At 53.8% G+C, this 25,837-nt stretch carries 23 protein-coding genes and 2 tRNA genes; 10 read left to right on the forward strand and 15 right to left on the reverse strand.

The window, feature by feature from the left end; translation table 11 throughout:
- Positions 1-22 precede the first annotated feature (22 nt).
- From SynMITS9220_RS03335 to SynMITS9220_RS03345, 3 genes are read left to right on the forward strand one after another with little or no spacing between them, the layout of a single operon-like run.
- Complete coding sequence (locus SynMITS9220_RS03335) at positions 23-451, forward strand: DUF4359 domain-containing protein (protein ID WP_186990707.1); 429 nt, start codon at positions 23-25, stop codon at positions 449-451.
- Positions 448-1,695 (forward strand): amidohydrolase family protein, encoded by a 1,248-nt coding sequence (locus tag SynMITS9220_RS03340; protein ID WP_186990709.1) that lies wholly within the window; start codon positions 448-450, stop codon positions 1,693-1,695. The genes SynMITS9220_RS03335 and SynMITS9220_RS03340 overlap by 4 nt, the downstream gene beginning before the upstream one ends.
- Positions 1,696-1,713: 18 nt before the next feature.
- A complete protein-coding gene (locus SynMITS9220_RS03345) occupies positions 1,714-3,045 on the forward strand; it encodes an FAD-binding oxidoreductase (RefSeq protein ID WP_186990711.1) in 1,332 nt (443 codons plus the stop codon).
- Here the strand turns inward: SynMITS9220_RS03345 and SynMITS9220_RS03350 are convergent.
- From SynMITS9220_RS03350 to murA, 5 genes are all read right to left on the reverse strand, one after another.
- Complete coding sequence (locus tag SynMITS9220_RS03350) at positions 3,035-3,562, reverse strand: pentapeptide repeat-containing protein (RefSeq protein ID WP_186990713.1); 528 nt, start codon at positions 3,560-3,562, stop codon at positions 3,035-3,037. The genes SynMITS9220_RS03345 and SynMITS9220_RS03350 overlap by 11 nt on opposite strands.
- Before the next feature lie 23 nt (positions 3,563-3,585).
- A complete protein-coding gene (locus SynMITS9220_RS03355; protein ID WP_186991813.1) occupies positions 3,586-4,755 on the reverse strand; it encodes a folylpolyglutamate synthase/dihydrofolate synthase family protein in 1,170 nt (389 codons plus the stop codon).
- A 66-nt stretch (positions 4,756-4,821) separates the two neighbouring features.
- Positions 4,822-6,042 (reverse strand): aspartate aminotransferase family protein, encoded by a 1,221-nt coding sequence (locus SynMITS9220_RS03360; RefSeq protein WP_255483203.1) that lies wholly within the window; start codon positions 6,040-6,042, stop codon positions 4,822-4,824.
- A gap of 112 nt (positions 6,043-6,154) precedes the next feature.
- Positions 6,155-6,236: transfer RNA gene (locus tag SynMITS9220_RS03365), tRNA-Leu, on the reverse strand.
- A 38-nt stretch (positions 6,237-6,274) separates the two neighbouring features.
- Positions 6,275-7,573: a UDP-N-acetylglucosamine 1-carboxyvinyltransferase gene (gene murA, locus SynMITS9220_RS03370; protein ID WP_186990715.1), complete on the reverse strand. Its 1,299-nt coding sequence runs from the start codon at positions 7,571-7,573 to the stop codon at positions 6,275-6,277.
- A gap of 144 nt (positions 7,574-7,717) precedes the next feature.
- Here murA and SynMITS9220_RS03375 point away from each other — a divergent pair.
- A tRNA-Leu gene (locus SynMITS9220_RS03375) sits at positions 7,718-7,801 on the forward strand.
- Between the two features lie 776 nt (positions 7,802-8,577).
- Here the strand turns inward: SynMITS9220_RS03375 and SynMITS9220_RS03380 are convergent.
- Genes SynMITS9220_RS03380 through SynMITS9220_RS03400 form a run of 5 tightly spaced genes read right to left on the reverse strand, consistent with a single transcriptional unit; the run spans position 8,578 to position 15,221 of the window.
- Entirely contained in the window at positions 8,578-10,077 is a 1,500-nt protein-coding gene (locus SynMITS9220_RS03380) for a hypothetical protein (RefSeq protein ID WP_186990717.1), read from the reverse strand.
- 11 nt (positions 10,078-10,088) lie between these two features.
- Positions 10,089-11,330, reverse strand: coding sequence for a hypothetical protein (locus SynMITS9220_RS03385; RefSeq protein WP_186990719.1), 1,242 nt, complete (start codon positions 11,328-11,330; stop codon positions 10,089-10,091).
- Positions 11,331-11,334: 4 nt separating this feature from the next.
- Positions 11,335-12,507, reverse strand: coding sequence for a glycosyltransferase (locus SynMITS9220_RS03390; protein WP_186990721.1), 1,173 nt, complete (start codon positions 12,505-12,507; stop codon positions 11,335-11,337).
- Positions 12,504-13,724, reverse strand: a complete 1,221-nt coding sequence (locus tag SynMITS9220_RS03395; RefSeq protein ID WP_186990723.1) for a glycosyltransferase family 4 protein — start codon at positions 13,722-13,724, stop codon at positions 12,504-12,506. The genes SynMITS9220_RS03390 and SynMITS9220_RS03395 overlap by 4 nt, the downstream gene beginning before the upstream one ends.
- 51 nt (positions 13,725-13,775) lie before the next feature.
- Entirely contained in the window at positions 13,776-15,221 is a 1,446-nt protein-coding gene (locus SynMITS9220_RS03400; RefSeq protein ID WP_186990725.1) for an oligosaccharide repeat unit polymerase, read from the reverse strand.
- Positions 15,222-16,102: 881 nt separating this feature from the next.
- On the opposite strand from SynMITS9220_RS03400, the gene SynMITS9220_RS03405 reads away from it, so the two are divergent.
- From SynMITS9220_RS03405 to trpC, 4 genes are read left to right on the forward strand one after another with little or no spacing between them, the layout of a single operon-like run.
- Positions 16,103-16,351: a hypothetical protein gene (locus SynMITS9220_RS03405; protein WP_186990727.1), complete on the forward strand. Its 249-nt coding sequence runs from the start codon at positions 16,103-16,105 to the stop codon at positions 16,349-16,351.
- The gene (locus tag SynMITS9220_RS03410; protein WP_186990729.1) at positions 16,338-17,228 is read left to right on the forward strand and encodes an RNA methyltransferase; all 891 of its coding nucleotides are present in this window, start codon (positions 16,338-16,340) and stop codon (positions 17,226-17,228) included. The genes SynMITS9220_RS03405 and SynMITS9220_RS03410 overlap by 14 nt, the downstream gene beginning before the upstream one ends.
- Positions 17,225-18,673, forward strand: a complete 1,449-nt coding sequence (lpdA, locus tag SynMITS9220_RS03415; protein ID WP_186990731.1) for a dihydrolipoyl dehydrogenase — start codon at positions 17,225-17,227, stop codon at positions 18,671-18,673. The genes SynMITS9220_RS03410 and lpdA overlap by 4 nt, the downstream gene beginning before the upstream one ends.
- Positions 18,674-18,694: 21 nt before the next feature.
- Positions 18,695-19,579 carry an indole-3-glycerol phosphate synthase TrpC gene (gene trpC / locus SynMITS9220_RS03420; RefSeq protein WP_186990733.1) on the forward strand — a complete coding sequence of 295 codons (885 nt, stop codon included), beginning with the start codon at positions 18,695-18,697 and terminating at the stop codon, positions 19,577-19,579.
- A 1-nt stretch (position 19,580) separates the two neighbouring features.
- On the opposite strand, the gene sodX is transcribed toward trpC, so the two are convergent.
- From sodX to SynMITS9220_RS03440, 4 genes are read right to left on the reverse strand one after another with little or no spacing between them, the layout of a single operon-like run.
- Complete coding sequence (gene sodX, locus SynMITS9220_RS03425; RefSeq protein WP_255483204.1) at positions 19,581-19,958, reverse strand: nickel-type superoxide dismutase maturation protease; 378 nt, start codon at positions 19,956-19,958, stop codon at positions 19,581-19,583.
- Positions 19,955-20,458: a superoxide dismutase, Ni gene (gene sodN / locus SynMITS9220_RS03430; protein ID WP_186990735.1), complete on the reverse strand. Its 504-nt coding sequence runs from the start codon at positions 20,456-20,458 to the stop codon at positions 19,955-19,957. The genes sodX and sodN overlap by 4 nt, the downstream gene beginning before the upstream one ends.
- Before the next feature lie 43 nt (positions 20,459-20,501).
- A complete protein-coding gene (locus SynMITS9220_RS03435) occupies positions 20,502-21,104 on the reverse strand; it encodes an FKBP-type peptidyl-prolyl cis-trans isomerase (RefSeq protein ID WP_186990737.1) in 603 nt (200 codons plus the stop codon).
- 36 nt (positions 21,105-21,140) lie between these two features.
- Complete coding sequence (locus SynMITS9220_RS03440; protein WP_066906872.1) at positions 21,141-21,470, reverse strand: phasin family protein; 330 nt, start codon at positions 21,468-21,470, stop codon at positions 21,141-21,143.
- Between the two features lie 53 nt (positions 21,471-21,523).
- Here SynMITS9220_RS03440 and SynMITS9220_RS03445 point away from each other — a divergent pair, with 53 nt between their 5' ends.
- Positions 21,524-23,038, forward strand: coding sequence for an apolipoprotein N-acyltransferase (locus tag SynMITS9220_RS03445; RefSeq protein WP_186991819.1), 1,515 nt, complete (start codon positions 21,524-21,526; stop codon positions 23,036-23,038).
- On the opposite strand, the gene mnmA is transcribed toward SynMITS9220_RS03445, so the two are convergent.
- On the reverse strand, positions 22,962-24,131 hold the full coding sequence (gene mnmA / locus SynMITS9220_RS03450; protein ID WP_186990739.1) for a tRNA 2-thiouridine(34) synthase MnmA: 1,170 nt from the start codon (positions 24,129-24,131) through the stop codon (positions 22,962-22,964). The genes SynMITS9220_RS03445 and mnmA overlap by 77 nt on opposite strands.
- Here mnmA and SynMITS9220_RS03455 point away from each other — a divergent pair.
- The gene (locus SynMITS9220_RS03455; protein ID WP_370594389.1) at positions 24,109-25,743 is read left to right on the forward strand and encodes an NAD(P)H-hydrate dehydratase; all 1,635 of its coding nucleotides are present in this window, start codon (positions 24,109-24,111) and stop codon (positions 25,741-25,743) included. The two genes, mnmA and SynMITS9220_RS03455, sit on opposite strands and share 23 nt — an antisense overlap.
- Positions 25,744-25,837 lie beyond the last annotated feature (94 nt).

The following is a 25,837-nucleotide window of genomic DNA, read 5'->3' on the forward strand; positions in this document are numbered from 1 at the left end:
TTCGCCCTGCAGTGACACCCACATGTCTTCGCCTCGTTGGCGCTGGCCTTCAGCAACGGTGGCTGCAGCTGTGCTGGTGGTGGCAGGAAGCTGTGTTGCTCTGTTCGTGACCAATCCCACCAGGGACGATTACCAGGACTTTGCCGGGGAAACATTGGTGACTCTGGCCACCAAGGAGGTCTGTGAGCGTCAGACCTTGCCGATGGTGCTGCGGCTTTGGATCAGTGATTGTCCTCGCTTGATCGCCGATCAAGAGCCGGCGCTGGCCTTGCTGGCCGACCAGTTCACCCGTCGCTGGAACCTCGGGCTGGCCAGTGTGTATGTCACGACTGTGGGGGGTCAGAACCTCTTGCCCGCCTTGCGATTGCCGCGCTACTCCGTGACCAGCCTCGGACTTGCAGGCCAGTTTTGGGTGCTCAACGCTCATTCGGATGCCGGCAAGCTCGAATGAGCACAGCAGGGTTTTCGTTGGCATCCGGTGAGCTAAGAGCACGTTGTCCGCGCTCTTTGCTCGATCTGGGCTCTGATCCGTCGCCAACGGCTGATGTGGATGGGCTGATTCCCGTGGTCCTGTCCTGGTCTGGCAGCAGGATCCAGTCGGTGAAAGCCACATCGGAGGCCACGGGGCTGGTGCTACCCCGACTGGTGGAACCCCATGCCCATCTGGATAAGGCGTTCTCCTGGAACGAGTACCCCAATCCAGCTGGGACTTATTCAGGAGCCTTGGCGGCCAACTTCAGGGAACACGAGACCCGCTCGGCCGAGCGGGTTCAGCAGCGTGCGGAACGTGCTTTGCAACTGGCTTGGGACCATGGCCTGAGGGCCGTGCGCAGTCACATCGACAGCCTCGGGCCTGGTGCGGACTGCAGCTGGGAGGTGTTGTCGGCTCTGAGAGCTCGGTGGCGTGAGCGCATCGAGCTGCAACTTGTTGCGCTGGTGCCAGTGGAGCACTGGTCGACGCCAGAGGGTGAACACCTGGCGGCTGAGGTGGCCCAGGCCCAGGGCGTGATCGGCGGTGTTCTTGCTCCTCCCTGTCGAGGTCGAGCGACGCGCCAGGCCCTGCGCCGACTGCTGGAGCTTGCCGATCAACATGGCTGCCCTGTGGATCTGCATATCGATGAAGCGGCCTCCCATCCGGCGGCTGGGGTGCGACAGCTGCTGCGTGTGCTCGAGAGCATGAGCCTGTCTGTTCCTGTCACTTGCAGCCATGCCAGCAGCCTGTCGCTGCTGTCAGCGGGTTCATTGCAGCGGTTAGCTACCCGTATGGCCCGTCAGAACCTGCAGGTGGTGGCGTTGCCGCTCACCAATGGCTGGTTGCTGGGTCATCGAGACAACGAGACGCCTTTGCGCCGGCCGTTGGCACCGATTCGGCAGCTGCAGCGCGCAGGTGTTTCCGTCGCTGTGGGTGGTGACAACGTTCAAGATCCCTGGTTCCCAGGAGGGCGGCTCGATCCTCTGGCTCTGATCGCCATGTGTCTCCCCCTGGCCCAACTTGCCCCCTGGGATGACCATGGGATGAAGCCGTTCGGCACCGATGCGGCTCGGCTGATGGGCCTTGCCTGGGACGGGTGCCTGCGGGCCGGAGCACCGGCGGATCTGATTCATCTGCCCGAGGCTGGCTGGCCTGAGTTGCTGGCGATGGCTTGTCCACGCCGGGTTCTTGCCGGTGGACATTGGGTGCAGGATTGGTCGTAACGCCTTTCAGACCGACCAATGCTTCCTGATGCCCTGCGAACTGAGCTGGCAGCAGTCCCTGGCCTCAGGTTGTTGTCGCAGCCGGAGGAACTGGAACGGTTGTCTCGTGATGCCTACGACTACTCGCCGGTGCTGTCGCAGCGGTTGGCTCACTGCCGTGCAGAGCTTGTGGTGAGGCCGGACAGCGTGGAGGCGGTTGTTCGCGTGGCGGCAGCCTGCCGGCGTCATGCCGTACCTCTGACCCTGCGTGGATCAGGCACGGGCAATTACGGCCAGTCCGTGCCGCTGGAATCTGGGGTGGTGATGGTGATGACCCAGCTCAGGGCCGTGCGCTCCATTGATCAGGTCAGCGGCGTTGCCGAGGTTGAGTGCGGATGCCTGCTGAAAGATCTCAACCGGGAGCTGGCCGGTTTTGGCCGGCAGTTACGTCTGATGCCAAGCACCTGGCGCAGCGCCACGATCGGTGGATTCATTGCCGGTGGTTCCGGTGGAATCGGCTCCGTGCGCTGGGGCTTTCTTCGCGATCCGGGGCACCTGCTCGGACTGGAAGTGGTAACCATGGAGCAGGAGCCGCGGGTCCTTCAGCTCGATGCCAGCGATGCCGAGGCGTTGAACCATGCCTACGGCACCAATGGCATCATCACGGCACTGCGGTTGGCCACGGCACTGCATGTTGATTGGCAGGAAGTGGTTGTGGATTGTCCCGACTGGGCGACGGCAGTGGAGCTGGCAAGACGTTGCAGTTCAGCAGCGATTGACCTGCATCTCTGCACCGTTCTTGAGGCAGCGGTGGTTGAGTTGCTGCCGAAGTGGGATCTGCCTCAGCGCCGTTCTGATCGCTTATTGCTGCTGGTGGCTCCCGATGCGGTGAGCACGGTTCAGCGGCTGGCGGCAGATATGGGGGCTGTTCTGACCCATCTCGGGGCGGAGTCCGACCGCCAAGGCAATGGTCTGCGAGAGCTGAGCTGGAATCACACGACGCTGCACCTGCGCCAGCGCGATCCTGACTGGACCTACCTACAGATGCTGCTGCCCCAACCGGAGATCGACTGTTTGAGCACACTCAAGCAGGCCTGGGGTGATGATCTGCTCTGGCATCTGGAGGCTGTCAGGCAGCAGGGCGTTCAGCGGCTTGCATCACTTCCACTGGTGCGCTGGCGCGGCGTTGAAGCACTGGAGCGATTGATGCAGGAGTGTCGAGATCTTGGCGCACTGATCTTCAATCCGCATGTGCTCACCGTGGAAGGTGGTGGCCTTGGTGTGGTGGATGGGGATCAGGTGGCCACCAAGCACCGTTACGACCCAGCCGGACTGCTCAATCCGGGAAAACTTGGGGGGTTCAGCAGTTGAGGCTGTCGCGGGTGGAGACACCCGTGCTGGAATTGACGCCTTCAGCAACCTGGCAGAGCCGGCGCTGATCATCCCGGTCCAGCAGCGCGTCGCTGAAGTCAGCGCCCTCCACATCGGCTCCTGCAAAACTGCTGCCGGCAGCGATCACACCGATCAGCAGAGCATCGCGCAGATCCGTGCGCGTGAAGTCGGCCCGGTCCATCAGCGAATCGCTGAGATCGGCTCCATGAAAATCAGCCTCTGCAAAAGCTCCCTGCGTGAAGATCGCCCCATGCAGGTTGGCTCCGCTGAAATCAGCGCCGCGTCCCACGGCGCCTGCGAAGGAGGTGTTGGTGAGTTGCTGGTCGTGAAAGTCAGCATCGCTCTGATTGGTGAGTGTGTAATCCACTCGGTCTTGAAACAGAGCCCTGTCCTGAAGTCCCACCCCAGCAGAGGTATCGAGGGCCAGAACAGTCAACGGCGTCAGCCAGGTCATCACCAGGGTGAGTGCGGCAAGCACCTTCAGCAGCGATTTCATGGTTCCAGCGAGTGGCTTGACGTTCACTCTGCCTCCAATGTGCCGTTTTCCATTAACTGGCCGATCAGGTAAAGCGATCCTGCGATCACCGGGGCGGATGCGGGCCAACCCTGATCAAGCAGCTGATTGAGTGCATCCAGAGCAGTCTCAGCTGACTTCAGTTGTTGGGCCTGCAGCGGCAGCGCTGGCTTCAGTTGCCCCAAGCTCCAGCTGCGATGCCCAGGCACCGGAACAATCCAGGCCTCATCAAGAGGGCCGAGCAGCTGTTGAAGCATCTCCGGTGCCTGTTTCTGCGCCTGGATCGCCAGGATCCAGATCTGCCGGCTGCCAGCGGATGACCAACCGCAGCGCTCTCGTGCTAGCTCGATGGCAGCAGGTGGATTGTGGGCTCCGTCCACCCGCAGCCTCATGCCCCTCCAGCGCATCCACTGCAAGCGCCCGGGCCAGCGTGCCGCTGCAAAACCTTCACGAATGGCTCGGCTTGAGATCACCTCATTGCGTGTGCTCATCCACTGCAGTGCAGCTGCAGCAACGGCCCCATTGCGTTTCTGCAAGGCCCCTGAAAGACCCAGGTTCCAGCTTTCATCCAGTGCATCGACCCACTGCAGGGTGCCTTGCACCTCGTTGACTCGTTGCTCGAGCACCGCAGATACCTCGGGTTCTTGGGTTGCACTGATCACATGGGCACCCTCACCAATGGCTGCGGCTTTCTCTGCTGCAATGGCTTGAAGGCTGGGGCCCAGATGCTCGCGATGGTCCATGCCGATCGACGCCACTGCGATCAGAGGCCGCCAACTGTGGGCTGTGGTGGCATCCAGTCGGCCTCCCAGTCCTGCTTCCAGAACGAGCCAGTCGGGCCTCTGGGCTTCGAAGTGAATCAGCGCGCTGCAGATCAGTTGCTCGAATGGAGTGAGGCGGCATTGTTCGGTCAGTGGTTGCAACTGCTCGAGCGTCTGACGCAAGGCCGTGATCGAGATCAACTGGTTGTTGACGCGGATGCGTTCACACCAACTCACCAGATGGGGCGATGTGGTGAGGCCTGAGCACAAACCGGCTGCCATCAATCCGTAGTGGATGAGGCAGGCGATGGACCCCTTGCCATTGGTGCCGACGACCTGAACGGCAGGAATCGACCGAGCCGGTTGATGTAGATGCTCCAGAGCGATCATCATCCTGTCCAGCGACAGGTCCATGCCACGGACGTCAAAGCCCGGCAACAGATCACTCAGTTCATGGGGGGGATTTCCCTGTGGCGTCACTCAGCTCACACGGTTCAGGGCGCGTTCCAGGCGTGTGAGGAGGACCTGGATCTCTCGGGCATTGATCACCAGAGCGGGCACCATTCGCACCACCTGAGCACCGGCGGGCACCACCAGCAACTGCTCCTCCAGAGCTGCTTTCACAACGTCCACCGCAGTGATCCCGCAGTCTTCCTTGAAGACCAGGCCCTGAAGCAGCCCCCAACCACGCGATCCCTCTAAACAATTGGGGAAATGGTCCACGAGCCTGTTGAGTCCCTCATGCAGCTGGGCGCCCCGCTCGCGCACATTGCGCAGCAGATTGCGCCTTTCGATTTCGCTGGCCACCGTCAGACAAGCCTGGCAAGCGAAAGGGTTGCCGCCGAAGGTGCTGGCGTGGTCGCCCGGTTCAAAAAGATCAGCGTTGTGGCGCACCATCAGCGCGCCGACGGCATGTCCGCCTCCTAGGCCTTTGGCCAGGGTGAGGGCATCGGGACGAACACCGAGCTGCTCATAACCCCAGAGCGTGCCGGTGCGGCCCATCCCCACCTGCACTTCATCGAAGATCAGCAGGATGTTGCGTTGATCGCAGTGCTCACGGATCGCCTGCATCACCTCGGGATCACCGGGATTCACGCCTCCTTCGCCTTGAAGAGGCTCGATCAGCACCGCGGCCACGCGTGGACCGTTCTGTTCCAGGCGCTCGAGCAGCTGTTCGAAATCCGCGAGATCGTTGTATCGGAAGAATTCGAAGCCTTCCACCATGGGTTCAAAACCTTGGTGGTATCTGGGTTGTCCTGTGGCGCTGACCGCGGCCAGCGTGCGTCCATGGAAGCTGGCCGCAGCAGTGATGATCACCGGCCGTTCAATTCCCCGGCGCAGATGACCATGTTTGCGGGCCAGTTTGATCGCCGCTTCGTTGGCTTCAGCCCCTGAATTGCAGAAAAACACACTGTCTGCGCAGCTGTTATTCACCAGCCACTTGGCCAGCGCTTCCTGCTCTGGAATTCGGTAGAGATTGGAAACGTGCTGCAGCTTGCGCAGCTGCCCGGTGAGAGCCTTGCGCATCGCTCTGTTGCTGTGCCCCAGAGTGCAGGTGGCAATGCCGGCAACGGCATCGAGGTGGCGACGGCTTTTGTCATCCCAGACCCAACAACCCTTGCCGCGCTGGAGGGAGAGCGCGAAGCGGTTGTAGGTACCCATCACCGCATCGGAAGGGGGCACTGGCGCTGGCTCCACCATGGATCGTTCAGGGTTGTTGCCCGGAGGACATCAATGACTCACGCATTCTCTCGCAGAGTCCTGCCGCGTTAGCAGTGATCAGATCAATCCTGTCGGAGACCTTGAGGATCAATAGGAGCGGTCGGACTTGAACCGACAAACCCGAAGGCGGCGCATTTTGAGTGCGCTGCGTCTACCAATTCCGCCACGCTCCCACTTTTTCACTTTAGGCGATGCAGTTCAGAGCAGCGTCTTAGGAACAGTGACGTTCCAACTTCGCACCGCTGGCCGTGAGTTTCGCTTCAATGTCGGCGTAGCCCCGGTCGAGGTGGTTCAGACCACTCACTTGCGTTCTGCCCTTGGCCACCAGGCCTGCAAGCACCATGGCGGCTGAGGCGCGCAGATCGGTTCCATTCACAGGAGCTCCACTGAGGGAGGGAACACCTTCGACGACAGCGGCGTTGCCTTGAACACGGATGGCTGCACCCATGCGCTGCAGCTCCGCGACATGCTGCATGCGGTTCTCGTAGATCTTTTCAGTGATCACGCTGGTGCCTTGGGCTGTCGCCAGCAAGGCCATGAATGGTGCCTGCAGATCGGTTGGGAAACCTGGGAAAGGCTGGGTGGTGATGTCAATGCCTTTGATGGTGCCTGGGGTGATGACGATGCCATCGCCATCGAACTCGAGAACGCAACCACAGTCGCGCAATTTCTGAAGCACCGAGTTGAGGTGATCAGGAACAACTGGGGCGATGCGCAGTGTTGAGCGCGTGATTGCGGCAGCCAGCAGGAAGGTGCCTGCTTCGATCCTGTCGGGAATCACCGTGTAGTCGCAACCGTGCAGCCGCTCCACGCCTTCAACGGTGATGGATGGACCGCCGGCTCCGCTGATGCGAGCTCCCATGGCATTCAGTAGGTTGGCGAGGTCCTGAACCTCAGGCTCCTGCGCTGCGTTCTCAATCACGCTGGTGCCTTTTGCCAGGCTTGCAGCCATCAGGATCGTTTCCGTGGCGCCGACGCTCGGGCAGTCGAGAACAATCGAGGCCCCTTTCAGACGTTTGCGATCGCCAGGAACCGTGGCCGAGACCACGCCATGTTCAACAGTCACCACGGCTCCAAGTGCTTTCAGTCCGCGGATGTGCTCCACCACAGGGCGTGCACCAATGCGACAGCCACCAGGTAGAGGAACCTTGGCGTGGCCCATGCGAGCGAGAATTGAACCGATTGCGAAGAAGCTGGCTCTGAGCCCGTTGACGAGTTCGTAGGGCGGTTCTGCGCTGGTGAGGTCGGAAGCCTGAAGTTGGATGGTTTCACTGCTGCGCCGGACCTTTACTCCCATGGAAACCAGGATGCTCTCCATGCCATCGATATCAGTCAGAGGAGGCACGTTGCTGAGGGTCAGCGTGTCTTCCGTCAGTAGGGCAGCTGTCATCAGCACCAGGGCGGAATTTTTGGCGCCGCTCACTCGGAGCTCGCCTTGCAGTCTGTTGCCGCCTTGGATCTCAAGATGGGGCTTGAGATTGTCTTGAGACGCGGGCGCCGCGGCTGTCATCCCTGTTATTTCCTGCCGAATTATTATTTTGACGGCTACGCCTGAGACCGTCTAGACGGCCGGCCTCCAAACTGTCTTGACGTTCGAAGCAACAGCTGAGTGCCGATGTCGTATGTTTCAAGGGTCGCTTAGCGACACACGCCAGCGGATGTGGCGGAATTGGTAGACGCGCTAGTTTCAGGTACTAGTGGCAGCAATGTCGTGGGAGTTCAAGTCTCCCCATCCGCATAACGAATGATCAAGAAACCTGATCAGTAGTGAAGAGTTGTATCCGTTAATCACTGGGGGCAGGTGGTGGCTTATTGAGAAACAGAGGTGGCCCTCTTACCAGTTAATTAATGGTCATTCATGTCCCTGGATGTGGTGCTTAGTGGACGCGATAGTGAAGCGTCTTGAGCTGTCTTTGAGCGCCTTGCTTGTTCATCAGTAGTCATGCCTGGTCGCAACTCCTGCCTGATCGGGATCAAGTGACGACAGCTACATAGCCTGGGCTTATCATTTGGCCTTATTGGATATGCCTCGTCTGCCCGTGTCCAAGTCATTGGTTGTCTTGGGTGGTGTTGTGTCCTTGGTTCAGATGGGCTGGCCGCTTGGCCCCATCAGTGAGCAGTCCAGGAGATGGAACGTGCGTGTGGATGACGTTGTTGAGTACAACGAGAAGGCATGGATGACATGGACAGAATCTGATCGTACGGCTGATGCTGTTCTTAACTCCAACGGGCAGCTAACAGAAAAGGCAACAAGCTGGGCGTAAATACAGATACGGATTCGTAACACACCTAATGATTGATACTCAAAGGCCTCAATCAGATCTCAGTTCCTGTCATCTAGTGATGCAGGCTAGTGGGAGGATCTGCCCCCAGGCAATCCCGGGACTACGCCCCACCTGATGGTGCTGAATGACCCATACCAGGTCCTATTTTTACCCAGGCGGTAAAGCAAAGGGGGCGGATTGACTGGCTGATATCCACGTATCCCATCATAAATTTATCCCAAAATCCAGTCTATAAAATGTTTCCGCTAAGGTTTTGTTTTGACTTATATTCACTTAGCTTTGTTGTTAGAAAATTGAGCGCAAAGCTTACAATTATCCAAGGAAGTATGACCTTGAAAAGGGTCAAAATATCTCCGATCCATGATGCACCAGTTCCAATGACGAATAAAATACCTGCTGGCAATGGCCACAAAAAAGGATATGTTGACGTTAAAAACAAAGTTCCTGTCCATATTAACATAATGAACATCGCAAAAATAATATTGAAAAAGATAATTCCAGAAAACCCTCCTGCAACTAAGGGCTCTAAAAAAGGTGTTTCCATCATGTCGATTACCCAATTATCCTGAACTGACTTGGAAACTCCTGGGATGTTTTTTCCATTTTTCCCTACTGCTAACCAATCACCAATTAATTTTTCAGAGCGTTGATCACCCCAGGCTTTAAAATAAGGCTTTAGGAAGCCTGGAAGAGGTTTGTAAAATTCGACTAATATCCAGTTAAAATTATGCCAGCTTGGATTTCTATTCTGAATACCAAGGGGCACAGACAATGCTGCAGCACCCGCTTTATTATAAGAGAGGTCAGCTACTGCCGAGGAAAACAAATTATGGGGTTGTATACCAGTTAGAAAAGCATGAGCTGACCCTAGGAAGTAATCAGATTTGCTCTCAAATTGACTTGGAGAAAGTCTTGTGTATCTTAGCCCTGAAGGAATAGAATAACCAACAAAAAGTAATAAAACTAAGATCAAAACAATCCTCTTATTTCTGAATTTTGCCAATAGGATAGATCCGTAAAAAGTCACCGCAAGTAAGCTCAAAAATCGTTGCCTAAGCGCAAGAAATGCCAATAACTGAAGTATCGCAACTATAGTAAAAATTTTAAAGTTTTTTCTAGTGCTTTTGGATTGGGCGATTCCTTCAATATTTTTCCAACCTGAAAAGATCAGTGGACATGCTTCAACTAAAAATATACCTTTACCGAACCAACGTATTATCGGCGGGATTGTTTTGTACCACGCCCCATCGTTAGCAGTTATTGTTCCTATTACTGGAGATATCCAAATGGCTAGTCCCAGTATCAAAGCACTGACGCCAATGAGAGCTAAGGGCGGATAATTTTCTTCTTTTCCTTCAAACAATGAAACTCGAATTTGATTTGACTTTATCTTCCACAAAGCCAAGCTAATTATCAATAAAAATGCTAATAATGAAATATACCCAATAATTCCGGCCAGCATCCCCTGTGCAAAAAATAATTTATCAATGACCCATGGGTAAAGATTCTGGTGATCACTCTTTATGAATATAGGGAAAATATTGATTGGACCAAAGAATAAGAGCCAGTGAATTTGAATAGCGACGATAACTGGAAGTAGCCTACTGTTTCTAACAGCTTTACCTAAGAAAGATGTTTTGTTTTTCCAGGAAAAGTAAAATCCTATGTTGGCGCTGACGCTTACTAAAATATATAATAGTGACAGCCAGTTTTCAGCAAAGTAGGACATAAAGTTTATTGTTAGAGCTGAAAAATTGAGGATGTACTTATATATTTGACTCTGCAAATAAGCATGGTAACTTCTGAAGTAAGCAGAATCAAAGAGAAGCCTATAGGCGTGTTTGGCTCAAGTATTGCTAACAATGACCACACTACCATGAGAGGGATCCAGTTATCTATAAGGCTTGGCACTAATTGATTCAGAGACCTCAGTAAAGTCGCTATGGGTTGTTGTAATTGTCGCAAGAACTGAACTAACAGTAGACAAATAAAAAGCAGCATATCCAAAGGATATTGTTTTCCCATCCATGCTGGATAAACTATTGGGAATGAAAAAACCATTGCTGGTATCAGTAAGACTATGTATGTCTGCGTATTTTTAGATACTCTCCAGCAAGATGCAATTTTATCCTTCGAGCGTAACATTTCGGGGTATTTAGGTTCCATTAATGCATTGCTGAATTGACCCAAAAATCCTGCAGCAGTTCGATGAGTGCTAAATATTGCCAAGGCTGATTGACTCACTAATGTTGCCATGACTAGTGAGATACTATTTTGCAGGACAGGAGTAGGAAGTTGAGATGGACAAAGTATTAAGGTTCGGCTAAGTAGCTTTTTACTAGTCCAATCAGAGATCTCATTTGCTTTCCAGATTTGCTTCTGAGGAAATAGTCTTGTAAGCAGTGCAAACTGAAGTAATCCTTGAAGAATTCTGATGAAGCTAGCAATCACCAAGGCTACACCTAGACTTTTCCCTAAAAGAATGGACAAATATGCAGGAAGAAAAAGAAAACTTTGATCAAGTGCTCCCAATACAAAACTTAAGTTCAGTTGACTGTCGCTAAATAGTCTTTTACTCATTGCTCCAGTTATTGGACTAATTATTAGCCGTATAGACGCATAGATAACAATTATCCAATTATTGATTGAATGTTTTTGAATCAATAGCAAAGGCACTAATAAAATCAGTAATAAACTAATGTAAAGTGAGGCTTTGGCTGATGACAAGTAAATCTCATTTCGAGTTCTTTTGTCTGGCTCCTTGAGTAATTCATATCCAGCTATATCTGCAAGAATGCTTGGAAATGCCAGTAATAAATTAATTCCAGCTTCAATAGCGAGAAGTTCACCTAAAAGTGATGGGGACCAGCTTCTTCCAACCAAGCCAAGAAATAAAATGCTTTGTGCAGAGTTGAAAATTACTGTGGTTAAGTTAACAATAGAAGTATTTAAGTCTCTGAACCAAGAGAATAGGCTTTTCATCTTGCTACAAATGTTTGATTCTTTCTATGAGAATGTTTGGGAAGTCCTCTGTTTTAGGTAGAAGTGATATATCAAATAACGCCTGAGAGTTTTTTCCTCTCTTTGCCGCGAGCAGGCAAGATCTCAATTGTGTATATGAACCAGGGCTAAAGCTTTTAATAGGTGCCCCTAATTCGCTTAAATCTTTAACGCAGCCAGCGAGACTAGACGCTACAACATTGCACCTCATTGCCAAAGCTTCGTTAATTACTAAGCCCCATGTTTCCTTATCGTTAGAGGGCAAAATTAGTGTATCACTTGCTGCATATGCTTGGCAAATTTTTGACTGATTCATGAATCCCAGATGATGAAAATTGTGCCCCAGTACTTGATTCATTCGTCTTAACCACTCTCTCTCGAGCGGACCAGCGCCAACACTAATAAAATGAACGTTATTTTCTTGTAGTTCTTGGCAGTTGCAAAATGCTTTTGGTATGCAGAAAATATCTTTTTCTTTACTGTATCTGCCTGCATAGATGAAAACCATTGCATCATAGTTAATGCCTAGCAATTGCCTTAATTCTGTTCTGTACTTGTGATATTTTTTGGACTCATGTTGCAGTAAATTTGTGTCAGGAGAGTAATTGACTATTTGAAGCCTATTGCATTTAACCCCCCTTTTTTCACAATGAATTCTGCCATGCGATGTGATTGGGAAAATGCACTTTGACTTGCTATATAGAGAACGAAGAAGAAGATCTCTGAAGAAACTTATAAGCCAGTTCCTTTGTTTAACCTGGTCCGTGGCTTCTGTTCTGATAAATATATTCTTACCGGTCCAGCCGCATATAATTCCTGCTAGAAGTGTTAATGCAGGTGCGTGGTTAAAGAATAGGATAGCACTGGGCGTGTATGTATTTATTTTTTTGAGTAGTCTCGGCAAATGAGAAAGCCCTCTCAATCCTTCGACCTTCGTTAGTGGCTTATCCGTTAAAAACTCATAGTCAAAACCTTTTAGAATTTGATTATCCCATTCAAGCTCTACACCAAACCCAGGATCTATAGCTTTACTCGCTTTTTGTTTAAATGCATTCTGAGGGCTGATATATAATACTTTGGTGTCAACTGACTTGCTGATCAGTCTTAGTTGTGGAGATACGTATTGGATTGGATGTGTACTAACAACTAGTAATTTCACTGGATGATATCCAAAACTGCTGTTGTCAGATCTGATATGAATGGTGTTGGTTGATTTCTTTTTGTCCAAGGCCACATTGCTAATGCCTCTTTAAGTTTTGCTGCAAGCATTCTGCTTTGTCCAGCTGGAAAGACCCATCCAGCGGAACTAGATGAGACCAGGTCATGACGACATCCAACGTTATCGCTCACTATTACTTTAACCCCTTGGCTTAGTGCTTCGTTCACTACAAGACCCCACACCTCACCTTGTACTGAAGGCAAAATAAGTAGGTCAATCAATTGATAGAAAGCAGGCATTTCTGTTTGATTAAGAAACCCTTCGCTTTGACATTGTATGCAAGCTTTCTTGCATTGGCTCATGAACTCACTGAACAAAGGCCCTGTTCCTGCAGTTTTAATACGGATCATATTTCTTTCTTTTATTGATAGATGCGTTATCGCTTCAATTATCGTTAGCGGGTCTTTCACTGGAGTAAATTTTCCTACAAAGCCAATATTTATAATGTCTTTTCTGTCGTACTGCATATCATTCTTGTAAGTCAAATTCTTTATCGGCTTGATAACTTTTTTGTCTACCGCATAGACTGCAGTGCTTAACTTTTGGGGGCATACTCCTAGCCTTATGTAGTGGTCATACGACTCACTGCCTATAGGGAAAAAGTGATATACAAATTTATAATAAAAGCTTAGTATTATATCTCTTGCAAGGCCTTTGGGTTTGCTTCTTTGGAGAGCGCTATCTGATGTATCAGCTCGTAATAGTATTTTCTTTTTCGCTAAAATAAGCATTAATGAACAGGCTGCGATATAGAAGGGTGAATATGCAAAAATAAAAACATAATCTGGATCGTATTTAATAATTTGCAGGCATGTTTTAATTGCTAATCCAAGAGAGCCAATTTGATTTAAGTCAGTCAAGCTTTTTCTGGATGATGTATACCATTGGTAGCCTTCAAGTATATTGCAATCCCACTTAATGCTTATGCCAAAATCTGGATCATACGATTTCCCTTGTGCGCCATGTAGGCATCCAAAAAATACCTTGCTTTCGATTTTAGATAATTCCCCTAGCTCCCTAAAAAATGGAGCAAAATATTGAACTGGATGAGTACACAAAATAGCCACCTTTTTGCTTCTGGCCTCTGAGTTTGATCTCGATCTTTTCATTGTTATGTCAACTTCAATTAGTTTGAGTTTTTCATTGGTCCTGTGCAAGTGAGCTGCATATCCATAGCAATATAACATTGCCGATACATACTCTGGTTCTCAGGCTTGATTGTCAAGTTTTAAGACCAGCTTTTTTAGGAAAATGGTAATTCCTGCTGTTACTACTGATATTGCAATGAGTTTGATGATTAATTTTGGAAAGCCAAAAATAAAAAATTCAGTATTGTAGCTGGCTGAACCATTCAATATAAATAAGGGAGTTGAAGCAAGCATATACCCATAAATAGGAGGTACTCTGCAGGTTGCATTTGTTATGAGGCTTTCTAGTGCCTTAGCACTTATTCCCATCAACAAAAACCATAGCCCAACTGCTTGTAAGCTACCACGTTGAAATAAATCAGCATATAAATTAAGCGTCTCCCCTTTGGATATTTCTGTTTGCGAAAATCCAAGAAGTAAAATGTTTTTGTTCCATCTATTTTTATCGCTTATTTGTGAAACTCCGCCATCATTGGAGTTAGTCTTTGTTTCCCATATATCATGAAATCCTATATTGGACTCGGCATGATCTATACACCTTTCAATTTCTTTGCTTTCTCGACTTTCTCTATTGGCTTGACTATACTTTTCACTTCTAAGCAGTTCTTTGCAAGTTGATTGATCTAAAAATGCTGCGTCGGAAAACTCGTTTCTTCTGTTATGAGTGACTAATGATTCTACATTTACTCTGAAATCGGTTGATGCTGCTATTGTTTTTATACCATAGATTGGATCGTCTCTGAAAAATGTTGCTTTTGATCTAGCGATTCTTAGTGTTTCGCCGGCTGGTATCAGGATAAGAAGCGTACAAAGCGCTATTGCTGATATCTTAAGTATTTGATTTTTTTTAAATTTTTTAAATATTACTGCTCCGCAGAACAGGCAGCTGAGATGAGCTAGCAGAATGCTGCGACTGCCAGTTTTGACGTCGATACATAAAATCAGAAAGAGAAACAATGTGGTTGTAATTTTTTCTTTTTTGCCAGAATTTTCGTGGCTGTGGGTGAGTGCTGCAATGGAAGCAAAAACGAACGCATTTGAACTCACTTCTCTGATCATGCTTGCAGTAATTGCTTTTGAGATTATTCCTTCCTGTAAATATGAACTGAATCTTGTATGAGCCTCAAAAAAAATACCTGCTATTGATGTGCTGATAGCTATGAAGCCAAGTTCGTTGGCGTGAGTGCGAGCAGCATTCTTGATTTGTATCCTGGTTCGCTTGATTCTTTTTGAAATATGTTTCTGGTTGTCTTTTCTTACTGTCTTGACTATTGCCTTGCTGTAGGTGAATATCCCAATACTAAATAGTATTATTCCTATTGAGATTGCTTCTGTTTGCCTTCCCAAGGATAGGTTTGCCAGTGATCTTGAATGGAATGGACTGACTCCATATATTGATTTTGCAATGGCTGGTATGGCTATGAATGCGCAGTTTGATGCAATCCAAAGAGCTCCAAAGGGGACTAGTGTGTAGTTAAAATTCTTTTCTCTATTCTTTTCCGCCATCCAAATTATTATTGATCCCGCTAGGCATGCGGCGGTGATCGTTATTGCGTTTCCCATGTCTGTCATTTGTTTAATGATTGATTGCTGTCTTTAGAGGTTTTGAATAAAAGATCCGCCGCAATTTGCTGGGATCATTTTCAGTCCTGCATTGGTTCAGTTGCCTAGTTGTTTTGCATGCATGAGTCACGCTCCCCACCAGTGGTTGCGGTACTCAGCTTTCATTAGTTCGTTAATCTCAAGAGTGACCCGCTCGTGTTCGCTAAATATTTTATTTTAGTGCTCAAGCATCATTTTGCCAAGTCGCACTTGTGGCCTCAGGGTTTAAGCGAATAAGCAGTGCCATTCTCAATCGCTCATGGACTTGTAATAGCTCTAATATCCTGGTCTGCCATTTTCTCAATAGTCTATATAACTTGTTGTGGTATTAATAAGTAGTTCAGCTATTCCAATCCATATTGGTTTTAACGAATTCTCGATGTGTCTACAGTCGTGTCAAGGCCGAGCCCAAGCTTAATCATTTGCTTGCGTAGGGCAACATTCACGAAGGATGCCCTCGATAGATATCGGTGCCTTTGCTTGGCACCATTTTTAGCAGCTTGATGTAACGGGCTGAATAACTTTTGCAACTTCTTCAGTTTGGGATGAGCGCTCTTGAGGCTTTTTTGCATCAATTTCTAAGGCGCCTCCTGAAAGTTGAATTTTGCATCTGCGGGATCAACTGCAAATGCATCTGCTTCGTAGACTCGGCTTAGATTCTGCTTTGAAACGGTTTTCCCCTACGTTGATGTCTACATGACACGGAGGTTACAGCTGCAATTTGCCAAGCGTTAAAATCTTCCTGTTCAAACTATCTTGTTGCCAACAGGCTTACACCCCTATCCATGATTGTTCTGAAGATCTCCAACTCATCAGAGGTTGTGGCGTCCAAAGTTGGCAAGTTTCTGGAAGCGCTGACTCCTGACAACGTCGATCAGGCCGCTGTTGAAGACCAGGTCATCAAGAAGCTGGTGGAGAACCTTTCAGCTGAGGGGATCAAGGGTGAGATTGCCTCCGTTAACGGTGTTGATATAGAAGGAGCCGAACTCATTCTCCACAATGGGTTGAAAGTCCGGAAGCATGCCAGTTTCTGAGGTGAATCAGCTTCAGGATTCCGGCGTCGATCTGATCACCAGTCGTCGCAATCCTCTTGTTCGGCGTCTTCGCTCTCTGGCGGCGTCCTCAGGGCGTCAGCAGGACGGACATCTTCTGCTCGAAGGCACGCATCAACTGCAAGAGCTGCTGTCTTTGCCGCGTCGGCCGACCATGCCAATCAAGGTGATTGCGACGCCAGCCTGGCTGGACTCTCATGCGGATCTGATCGATCTCTCGGCGGCTGACATCGATCTGCAGCCGATGGCTGATGAAGCCCTCAGAGCAGCTCTCTCCACGGTCAACCCCGATGGGGTGGCCTGTCTCTGGCCTGTCGACCAGCTACCGGAGTCTGCAGAAGCCCCATCGTTTGTGTTGGCCCTTGATCGTGTGCAGGATCCCGGCAACGTCGGCACCTTGCTGCGCACCGCGCTGGCTGCCGATGTTGAGGAGGTCTGGCTTGCTGCAGGTGCTGACCCCTTGGCTCCGAAAGTGGTGCGCTCAGCCGTTGGAGCAGTGCTGCGACTACCGCTCAGACGGTTGGGGCCTACGGATGTGGTTGGTGTCGAGCAGTTGACCGACAAGCTCAGCGCAGCCCGTGATCGTGGTCTTCAGGTGGTGGCGGCGCTGGTGCCTGACTCAGGAACTGGGATGCCGGTGATTCCTTACTGGCAGCTGGACTGGTGCCGTCCCACCGTGTTGGTGCTCGGTAATGAGGCAGCAGGTCTTCATCCAGCCCTGCAGGCCTGCTGCAGCCATGGGGTCACGCTTCCCCACAGCAGTCAGGTTGAGTCTCTCAATGTCGCCTCAGCAGCCGTTCCTCTCCTTTTGGAACGTCGACGGGCGACAATGACGGCCTCCTTGCAGCTGTCCGGGTGAGCGACGCCAGTTTCGACTTCGATGTGATCGTGATCGGTGCCGGTTATGGCGGTTTCGATGCGGCCAAACATGCCGCTGATCACGGACTGAAGGTGGCGATCATCGAGTCTCGCGATATGGGCGGGACCTGCGTGAATCGTGGCTGTGTTCCGTCTAAAGCCCTGTTGGCAGCCTCCGGCCGGGTGCGAGAGCTTGCCGATGCCAAGCATCTCTCCAGCTTTGGTATCCACGCGGCACCTGTTCGCTTTGAGCGCCAAAAGATCGCTGATCACGCCAATGAACTGGTGGCCACGATCCGCAGCAACCTCACCAAGACGCTTGAGAGGGCTGGTGTCACGATCATCCGTGGTCAGGGACGCCTGGATGCCCCACAGAGGGTGGGAGTCCGTGAAATCAGCGGTGTCGACAGGGTTCTCTCGGCTCGTGATGTGATCCTCGCCACCGGTTCTGATCCCTTTGTTCCGCCTGGTATCGAGACGGATGGACGCAGTGTGTTTACCAGTGATGAGGCCGTGAACCTGGAATGGCTTCCACGCTGGATCGCCATCATCGGTAGTGGATACATCGGCCTGGAATTCGCCGATGTTTACACCGCGCTCGGATGTGAGGTGACCATGATTGAGGCCCTAGATCGGGTGATGCCCACCTTCGATCCAGATATCGCCAAGCTTGCTGCGCGCAAGCTGATCGACGGTCGTGACATCGATGCCCGTTCAGGCGTTCTGGCCAAGTCGATCAAGCCTGGTTCCCCCGCAGTGATCGAACTGGTTGATATGCAGACCCGTGAACCCGTTGAGACTCTGGAGGTTGATGCGGTGCTGGTTGCTACGGGCAGGGTGCCGAGCAGCAAAGGTCTCAACCTTGAGGCCTTGGGTGTTGAAACCAACCGCGGATTTGTGCCCATCGACGACGGCATGCGAGTGCTCTCTGGCGGTCAGCCCGTACCCCACCTCTGGGCTGTCGGCGATGTGACCGGCAAGCTGATGCTGGCCCATACCGCCGCTGCTCAGGGCACGGTGGCTGTCGACAATATCCTCGGCCACACCCGTGAGATCGACTACCGCAGTATTCCTGCAGCCACGTTTACGCACCCTGAAATCAGCTCAGTGGGGCTGAGCGAAGCCGATGCCAAGCAGCAGTCTGCTGATCAGGGGTTCGAGCTCGGCGTGGTTCGCAGCTATTTCAAGGCCAATTCCAAGGCTCTGGCTGAACTGGAAAGTGATGGCCTGATGAAATTGCTTTTTAACAAGGTCACTGGTGAGGTGCTTGGTGCCCATATCTATGGACTGCATGCCGCTGACCTGATTCAGGAGGTCTCCAATGCGGTGGCCCGTCGTCAGAGTGTGCGTCAGCTGGCCACCGAAGTGCACACTCATCCGACCCTCAGCGAAGTGGTTGAAGTGGCCTACAAGCAGGCTGCCGCTTCTCTCACCGCCGCTGCCTGATCACCTCCCACGTTTGCCGCTATGGAGTTTCGTCGCCGTCCACCCAATCCCAAGGTTCAGGTAGCTCATCTCGAATATGCCATCCCTCATGAGGAGAGTGAGCCCCGCAACATCCTCGAAAAGATCGTCTGGGAGAAAGACAAGGAAATTGAAGTCGCGCGTCAGCGCATGCCCTTGGCGCAGCTGAAAGCACGTGTTGCTGAACTCCCCAAGGCAAGAGATTTTCTGGCCACGTTGCGATCGGCACCTGTTCTGCCGGCTGTGATCGCTGAGGTTAAAAAGGCCAGTCCCAGTAAGGGTGTGATCCGTGAGGATTTCGATCCCGTTGCGATCGCACGTTCTTATGTGTCCGGTGGTGCCAGCTGCCTGTCCGTGTTGACGGACAAGACCTTTTTCCAGGGTGGTTTCGATGTGCTGGTCGCCGTCCGCGAGGCCGTGGATGTGCCTTTGCTCTGCAAAGACTTCATCCTCAGTCCACATCAGCTCTATCAGGCGCGTGCGGCCGGTGCTGATGCAGCACTGTTAATCGCTGGAATTCTTTCGGATCAGGATCTGTCGTATCTGCGCAAAGTAGCCGCGGCGATCGGACTCACGGTTCTGGTGGAAGTGCACGACGCGCAAGAACTGCAGCGGGTTCTGGCTCTTGGCGGTTTCCCATTGATTGGAGTCAACAACAGGGATCTCACCAGTTTTGAGACCGACCTCTCCACCACAGAGCAACTGGCCGAACAGTTTGCAGACGAACTCAAAGCCCAGGGCGCGCTGCTGGTGAGTGAGTCGGGTCTGTTCGCTCGAGCTGATCTCGATCGCGTTCAGGCCGCAGGTGCTGCTGCGGTGTTGGTAGGTGAAGCCTTGATGCGTCAGCAGGATGTGGAGCAGGGTCTGCGCACGTTGATGTCCGGCTGAGTCAGGTCCCTTCGCTGGACCGACCTGTCGGTGGGATCACAGCAGTCACTTCACCGATCACTTGCTCCAAGGCCACCTGCCCAAACTGGCGGCTGTCTGTGTTGGCTGTTGGATTATCGCCTCTGAGCTCTAGCCAGCCATCGTTCGACTGCCAGACGCGCTTTGTGATCACCAGATTGAGGTCGCTTGGGTGATGGCAGACCACAACGGTCCCCGGTGATGGCGATCTGCCGTCATGGGGCCGCAGCTTCACCAGCATCCGTTGCTTGGGTTGAAGAGCGGGGAGCATCGAGTCTCCCTCCACCTGGAACAGCCTGCGTCGCCCCAAAAAAAACAGCAGCAGATCCTTTAGACCCGCTGCTGGAAGTGGAGTGTTCACAGTGGTTCACCCAGTAGGTGATGCACTCTGGAGGCGGTGACCCAGGCGTCGTTGCGGCCTTTGGACTGCCAGAACATGCCATGGATTTTTTCAACGGCTGCCATCAGCTCCTCTGCCTTGCCCTGATCGATGTTGACCTTGCAGGCGCTGCAGAGTTTTGCTGCTTTCCAGAAGGTGTCGTGCAGGTCGGGGAACGTGGCGAGGTGATCGGGCTTGAAGTAGTCCGTCCAGAGGATCATCAGCTCTTTCTTGGCCTTGGTTGCTTCCTCTTCCTTGATCGCCACGTAGCGCGAAAACGTGTTGTTGTAATGCGCGAGAGCTGACGCGTCGCCTGCTGCAGGCGCTTCGATGGCCTTGAGCTTTTTGGTCATTGAGAGAACAGCTTCCGCTGCAACACGCGCTGAAGCAGGGTCGTAGACCCCACAAGGACCATCGCAGTGGGCTTGTGCTGCTTCAGCAGGTAGTGCGCGAAAGATGGCTGAGAGTGCCGAGCGGAACATGTGGGTTGATGGTCAACTGCCGTCCGCTCAGCCTAACTGGCGCTCAAGACTTGATGTCGAGCAGCTCGACATCAAAAATCAGCGTTGCGTTCGGCGGAATGACGCCGCCGGCCCCTCGGGTGCCGTAACCGAGCTCAGGTGGGATCACCAGCTTGCGCTTGCCTCCCACTTTCATGCCCTGGACACCTTCATCCCAACCTTTAATCACTTGGCCGCGTCCCAGGGGGAACGTGAAGGGCTTACCGCGGTCATAGCTGGCATCGAATTGTTTGCCGTTCTCGAGCGTTCCTCGGTAGTGCACCACAACGGTCTGACCGGCGACGGCTTCAGGGCCGCTGCCGACCTCGATGTCGGTGATGCGCAGGCCGCTGGCCAGGATCTGGGTTTTATCGGCGCTCATGGGGCCTCCGAGTGCCGAGGCGTCGGCTTGGTTGGAATCGGGGGCCATGGCGAAAAGAGTGGGATTGGTCTCATCGGGATCCAGTTCCATCGGACTGGATGCGCTGTTCAGACCAGCGGTCTGAACGATGGCAGCTTGCGCTGCCGGAGCTGCTGCGATCACGGTGGAAGGAGCCACGATCTGACTGACGAGAGCCACGATCAGGCAGGCCACGCAGACAGCAGAACTGATCAGAATGTCGCGCACTGGAGGTCCGTTCGTTCCTGCTGATTCTGGCAGGGCTCACTCCTGTCGATCGCGTTGGCGCAGCTGTTGCTCGAGTCGGTCGATACGACCGCGCAATTCATCGAGCTCCTTCTGGCTGGCGAGACCGAGATCTTGGAGCAAGTTGTCGCGGTTGCGTTCGAGGTTGCGCCCCATCTGCTGCTCCAGTTCCGGTGTTTCACCTCGCAAAGCCTTCAGCACGTCATCCACAAGTGCGGAGGCATGAGTTGCATCGAGGCGTCCACTGCTCACCCATTCCTGGGTCACGTAACGGAGACGGTCAGCCACCAGGGTGGTGGTTCCGAGACCTCGGAGCAACAGCTGCTGAAGAGGGTTGGCGGTCTCCATCGAGAATCGCAGTCAGTCTGAATTCAGGATGACGGCATCCAATGGTGCTGACCATGGGCAATGACCGATCCCTGTCCTTGCTCAGGGGACTGAGCGGAGGAGCTCTGGCAGGACTCGGCCTGTGTTTTTCAGGCCCGTGGTGGATGGTCCCTGCCCTGGCGTTGCTGTGGTCGGTCGTTCGATCACCTCTGGCTGCGGCGCTCTGGGCTGCAGTGGCGATTGCCATCAGCCATCGCTGGTTGATTGCCTTGCATCCGTTGACCTGGCTGGGAGTGCCGGCACCCCTGAGTCTTCCCCTTGCCCTGCTGGTCTGGTTGGCCTGTGTTCTGTCTGCAGCACTGCTTGTGGCGGGATGGAGTCTGTTGGCGCGCTGGCTGCCTGGTCGCGGCGGCTTTCTGCAGGCCTTGATTTTGTCCCTGGTCTGGGGCCTGAGCGAGACGCTTCTCGCCAGGGGGCCGCTCTTTTGGATTGGTGTTGGTGGCAGCGTTCTTCCAGCTGATCGCTGGCTTGCAGGTCTGGCCGGTTGGTTCGGTGCCGGAGGACTGGCCGTTGTTCAGCTGCTGCTGGGCTGGTGGCTCTGGCAGTTGTGGTGCGGGGTTCGCGTTGAAGCAGAGCAGCGCTGGCGGCTTCTGCGCTGGGGTGTTCTTGGCCTGGTGGTTGCCCATGGTCTTGGTGCCGTGGCCATCACGGGAGTTGCTCAGGGCACGAAGGACGACGAGGTGTTGCCAATGGCCCTGTGGCAAACGGCGATTCCCACCCGTGAGAAGTTCAGCGTTCGTCGACAGACAGAGCTGCCCTGGCGATTGCGTGAGGCCATGGAGAGCGCCGACCGAGACGGGGCCCAACTGCTGCTCGCTCCTGAGGGCACGCTCCCCGTGAAGTTTGGGCTGGAACATGGTGGCGGAATTCCCCTGATCAGTGGTGGCTTCCGTTTCGTGGCGGGCCAGCAGCGCAGCTCGCTCCTGCTGATGACATCAGAGACAACAGGGCCGTCCAGCAGCATCGATAAGCATCGCCTGGTGCCGCTGGGGGAATGGGCTCCCTCCTTGCCCGGTCTTGCCGGCTTGTCGGCAGTTGGAGGCCTGCAGTCCGGTGAGCCCTCCAGGCTCTGGAGCTGGGGCGGCCCACCCGCGGCGGTGGCCATCTGTTACGAGATCAGCAATGGAACCGCTCTGGCCGAGGCGGTGGCGAATGGCGCGCAATGGATCCTGGCAGCAGCCAATCTCGACCCTTATCCACTGCTCTTGCAGCGGCAGTTCCTGGCACTGGCACAACTGCGCAGCCTGGAGACCGCCCGGCCCCTCGTTTCGGTTGCCAATACAGGCCCCACGGCTCTGATTGCCGATCGCGGACTCGTTGAGGCAAAACTGCCTGCCATGCTCCCGGGGCTGCTGCCGGTTCGGGTGGAATCAGTGCAAGGCATGACCCTGTATGCGGTCTGGCGTGAGTGGCCGCTCTGGGTGATGGTCCTGGTCGCGTTCGGTGCTCTGCTTAAGACGAGGTCTGGATCAGGCCCCCTCCCAGCACGGACTCGCCTTCGTAGAACACCGCCGCCTGGCCAGGAGTGATCGAGAACTGAGGCTCGTCGAATCTCAGTCGGCAACGATGGGGACGTTGTCCAGCGATGTCGGCATCTGTGGCCTCGATGCAGGTGAGATCGGCCATCACCGGGCCGCTGCGGTAACGAACCTGCACTTCCACTCTGCGGCTGAAGCCTGCAGCCGGCGGTGCGATCGAGACCCAATTAATGGCTCCCACCTCACAACAGGCTCGACCTGCCTCAGCTCGGGGCGCCACCACCACACGATTCATCGCCGCATCCAGGCGCACGACATGCAGAGGTTCGCTCCATGCCACACCCAGTCCCTTGCGCTGGCCAATGGTGAAGTGCTCGATGCCATCGTGATGGCCCACAATCGTGCCGTCCTGAAGCACGATTTCTCCCTGTCGCGGTGGCAGATAGGCGTCGAGGAACGCACGCATGGAGCCGTGATGATCCGCAAGGCAGAGGTCCTGACTCTCCGGCTTCTCCGCAGTGCGCAGTCCATGGCGGCCCGCTTCCAGTCGGGTATCGGGTTTGGTGAGTTCGCCCAGTGGAAACACCACCCGGGAGAGCACATCCTGGTTGAGGTCGTAGAGGAAGTAGCTCTGATCCTTGCGGGTGTCCAGACCCCTTAAAAGTTTCCAGCGTCCTGTGGACTCATCCAGGCGTATGCGCGCGTAATGGCCGGTGGCAACCCGTTCAAGTCCCCGTTCCTGCCGTGCCCAGTCGAGCATCGGGCCGAATTTCACCGACCGGTTACAGCGCGAACAGGGCAGGGGTGTGATTCCAGCCTGATAGCCCTCGATCAAGCCTTCCACAATTTCGCGCGCGAAGTTGTCGCGCGAATCGACGATGTGATGGGGGACGCCCAGTTGCTCGCAGATTCCTGCCGCATCCACAAGGCCTTCGGCGCAACAGGCGCCTTTGCCGCTCATCAGCCAGAGCGTGAGCCCTTCAACCTCCCAGCCTGCCTCCACCATCAAGGCAGCGGTGAGAGAGCTGTCGACTCCACCAGATAGGCCCACCGCTACTCGGTGCTCACCTGGCCAGGTCTGCAGACGCTCCAGGGCCTGGGCACCGGCTGACGTGGCGGCAATGCTGGGCGTCGTTGCCGACATGGATGGGCGGGCATCAACGGGATTCTCTTTCCATAGTGAGGTGCCATGGGCCCCGGTAGTGATCTGGCCACCCGCTGATGCCGACCATCTCTTGGTCTCCGCTGATCAGATGCTCACTCTGGAGCGGCAGTGGCTGGCCAGCGGTCTGCCGGTTGCGGCTCTGATGGAAACGGTGGGCCAGCGCATGGCTGACTGGTTTCTGGCGCGTCGGCCATTACTGGATTCCGGCGTGCTTGTGCTGGTGGGACCAGGCCACAACGGCGGAGACGGGCTGGTGGTGGCTCGCAAGTTGCTGGAGGCAAATGTGGATGTGAGGGTTTGGGCGCCCTTACCTCTGCGTCAGCCCCTCACTGAGGAGCATTGGCGCCATTTGCTTTGGCTTGGCGCTGCTCCCTTGCAGTCGTCTCCTGACCCTGCTGAACAGGGGCTCTGGATCGAGGCACTCTTTGGTCTGGGTCAGAAACGGCCATTGCCTGGCGATCTGGCTGATCTGCTCCAACGCAGACAGTGTGAGGCGCCAGGGCGTTTGGTGAGCCTGGATCTTCCCGCGGGCCTGGACTCTGATTCTGGCTGCCCCATGCAAGGCGGCGCCGCGATTGCTGCGCACACTCTCTGCGTGGGATTGATCAAGCGTGGACTCATTCAGGACGCGGCTTTAGAGCATGTGGGCCACCTGCACCGCATTGATCTGGCTGTGCCTGTGCGGCTCACTGAGTCGCTGTCATCACCGGCGGAGCTGCGCCTGCGGGCTGATGATCTTGCTGGACTTCCGCGTCCACCGGAGTTGCCGGCGGCGATGAAATATCAGCGGGGGCGTTTGTTGCTCATTGCCGGCAGTGAGCGCTATCGAGGTGCAGCCCACCTGGCGCTGCGTGGCGCCCTGGCCTCTGGTGCCGGCAGTGTTGAGGCCTGTGTTCCCGAAAGCGTCGCAGAGCATCTCTGGCAGCAGGCGCCTGAGGTGGTTCTGAGGGCGGGTCTCTCGTCGGATCACCAAGGATCGCTGGAATGGGGAGAGGCTTTGGCGCCGTGTGATCTGGCTCGCCTGGATGCCGTCTTGCTCGGGCCGGGTCTGGGAATGGTGCAGGGGTGCTGGCAGCGATGGGCGGAGCCCCTGTTGGACTTCGCCGGCCTGCTGGTGATTGATGCTGATGGCCTCAATCAGCTAGCCGCTGCTGAGGGTGGTTGGCGCTGGTTGTTGAAACGCTCCGGACCGACCTGGATCACGCCCCACGGCAGTGAATTTGAGCGCTTGTTCCCTGAATGCCTGCAGGACTCTCCGCTGCAGAAGGCCGCGGCAGCGGCGGATTACTCGGGGGCCGTGGTGCTGCTGAAGGGTGCTCACAGCGTGATTGCTTCTCCTGGCGGCGACTTGAGGCAGCTCACAGACACTGATCCTCAGGTGGCTCGTACCGGCCTGGGTGATCTTCTGGCTGGTCACGCCACTGGCTGGGGTGCCCGCTGTCTGGCAGCTAAGGGAAACCTCAGTTTCGAAGACCTTGCCGCATCTGCCTTGATGCACGCCGTTGCAGCTCGGCGATGCGATCAAAGCAGTGGTGCAATGGCGATTTCAGATCAATTAGCGAGTCTCACGCGTTTCATGTTGCGATCTTGACTTGATCTGCAATTGAGGTTGACTTTTTTGCATTTTTTACACGATTCGCTGGGTTTTGTGTCGTTTTCCACGCACGAATCTGAAGGGTTGCTGA

Source organism: Synechococcus sp. MIT S9220 (genome assembly GCF_014304815.1).
GTDB lineage: Bacteria > Cyanobacteriota > Cyanobacteriia > PCC-6307 > Cyanobiaceae > Synechococcus_C.

Bases quoted from the DNA above. Each gene is read 5' to 3' on its own strand.
- SynMITS9220_RS03335 (WP_186990707.1), top strand. From the start codon at position 23: ATGTCTTCGCCTCGTTGGCGCTGGCCTTCAGCAACGGTGGCTGCAGCT.
- SynMITS9220_RS03340 (WP_186990709.1), top strand. From the start codon at position 448: ATGAGCACAGCAGGGTTTTCGTTGGCATCCGGTGAGCTAAGAGCACGT.
- SynMITS9220_RS03345 (WP_186990711.1), top strand. From the start codon at position 1,714: ATGCTTCCTGATGCCCTGCGAACTGAGCTGGCAGCAGTCCCTGGCCTC.
- SynMITS9220_RS03350 (WP_186990713.1), bottom strand. From the start codon at position 3,562: ATGAAATCGCTGCTGAAGGTGCTTGCCGCACTCACCCTGGTGATGACC.
- SynMITS9220_RS03355 (WP_186991813.1), bottom strand. From the start codon at position 4,755: ATGGACCTGTCGCTGGACAGGATGATGATCGCTCTGGAGCATCTACAT.
- SynMITS9220_RS03360 (WP_255483203.1), bottom strand. From the start codon at position 6,042: ATGGTGGAGCCAGCGCCAGTGCCCCCTTCCGATGCGGTGATGGGTACC.
- murA (WP_186990715.1), bottom strand. From the start codon at position 7,573: ATGACAGCCGCGGCGCCCGCGTCTCAAGACAATCTCAAGCCCCATCTT.
- SynMITS9220_RS03380 (WP_186990717.1), bottom strand. From the start codon at position 10,077: ATGTCCTACTTTGCTGAAAACTGGCTGTCACTATTATATATTTTAGTA.
- SynMITS9220_RS03385 (WP_186990719.1), bottom strand. From the start codon at position 11,330: ATGAAAAGCCTATTCTCTTGGTTCAGAGACTTAAATACTTCTATTGTT.
- SynMITS9220_RS03400 (WP_186990725.1), bottom strand. From the start codon at position 15,221: ATGGCGGAAAAGAATAGAGAAAAGAATTTTAACTACACACTAGTCCCC.
- SynMITS9220_RS03405 (WP_186990727.1), top strand. From the start codon at position 16,103: ATGATTGTTCTGAAGATCTCCAACTCATCAGAGGTTGTGGCGTCCAAA.
- SynMITS9220_RS03410 (WP_186990729.1), top strand. From the start codon at position 16,338: ATGCCAGTTTCTGAGGTGAATCAGCTTCAGGATTCCGGCGTCGATCTG.
- trpC (WP_186990733.1), top strand. From the start codon at position 18,695: ATGGAGTTTCGTCGCCGTCCACCCAATCCCAAGGTTCAGGTAGCTCAT.
- sodN (WP_186990735.1), bottom strand. From the start codon at position 20,458: ATGTTCCGCTCGGCACTCTCAGCCATCTTTCGCGCACTACCTGCTGAA.
- SynMITS9220_RS03440 (WP_066906872.1), bottom strand. From the start codon at position 21,470: ATGGAGACCGCCAACCCTCTTCAGCAGCTGTTGCTCCGAGGTCTCGGA.
- SynMITS9220_RS03445 (WP_186991819.1), top strand. From the start codon at position 21,524: ATGGGCAATGACCGATCCCTGTCCTTGCTCAGGGGACTGAGCGGAGGA.
- SynMITS9220_RS03455 (WP_370594389.1), top strand. From the start codon at position 24,109: ATGCTGGGCGTCGTTGCCGACATGGATGGGCGGGCATCAACGGGATTC.
- mnmA (WP_186990739.1), bottom strand. From the start codon at position 24,131: ATGTCGGCAACGACGCCCAGCATTGCCGCCACGTCAGCCGGTGCCCAG.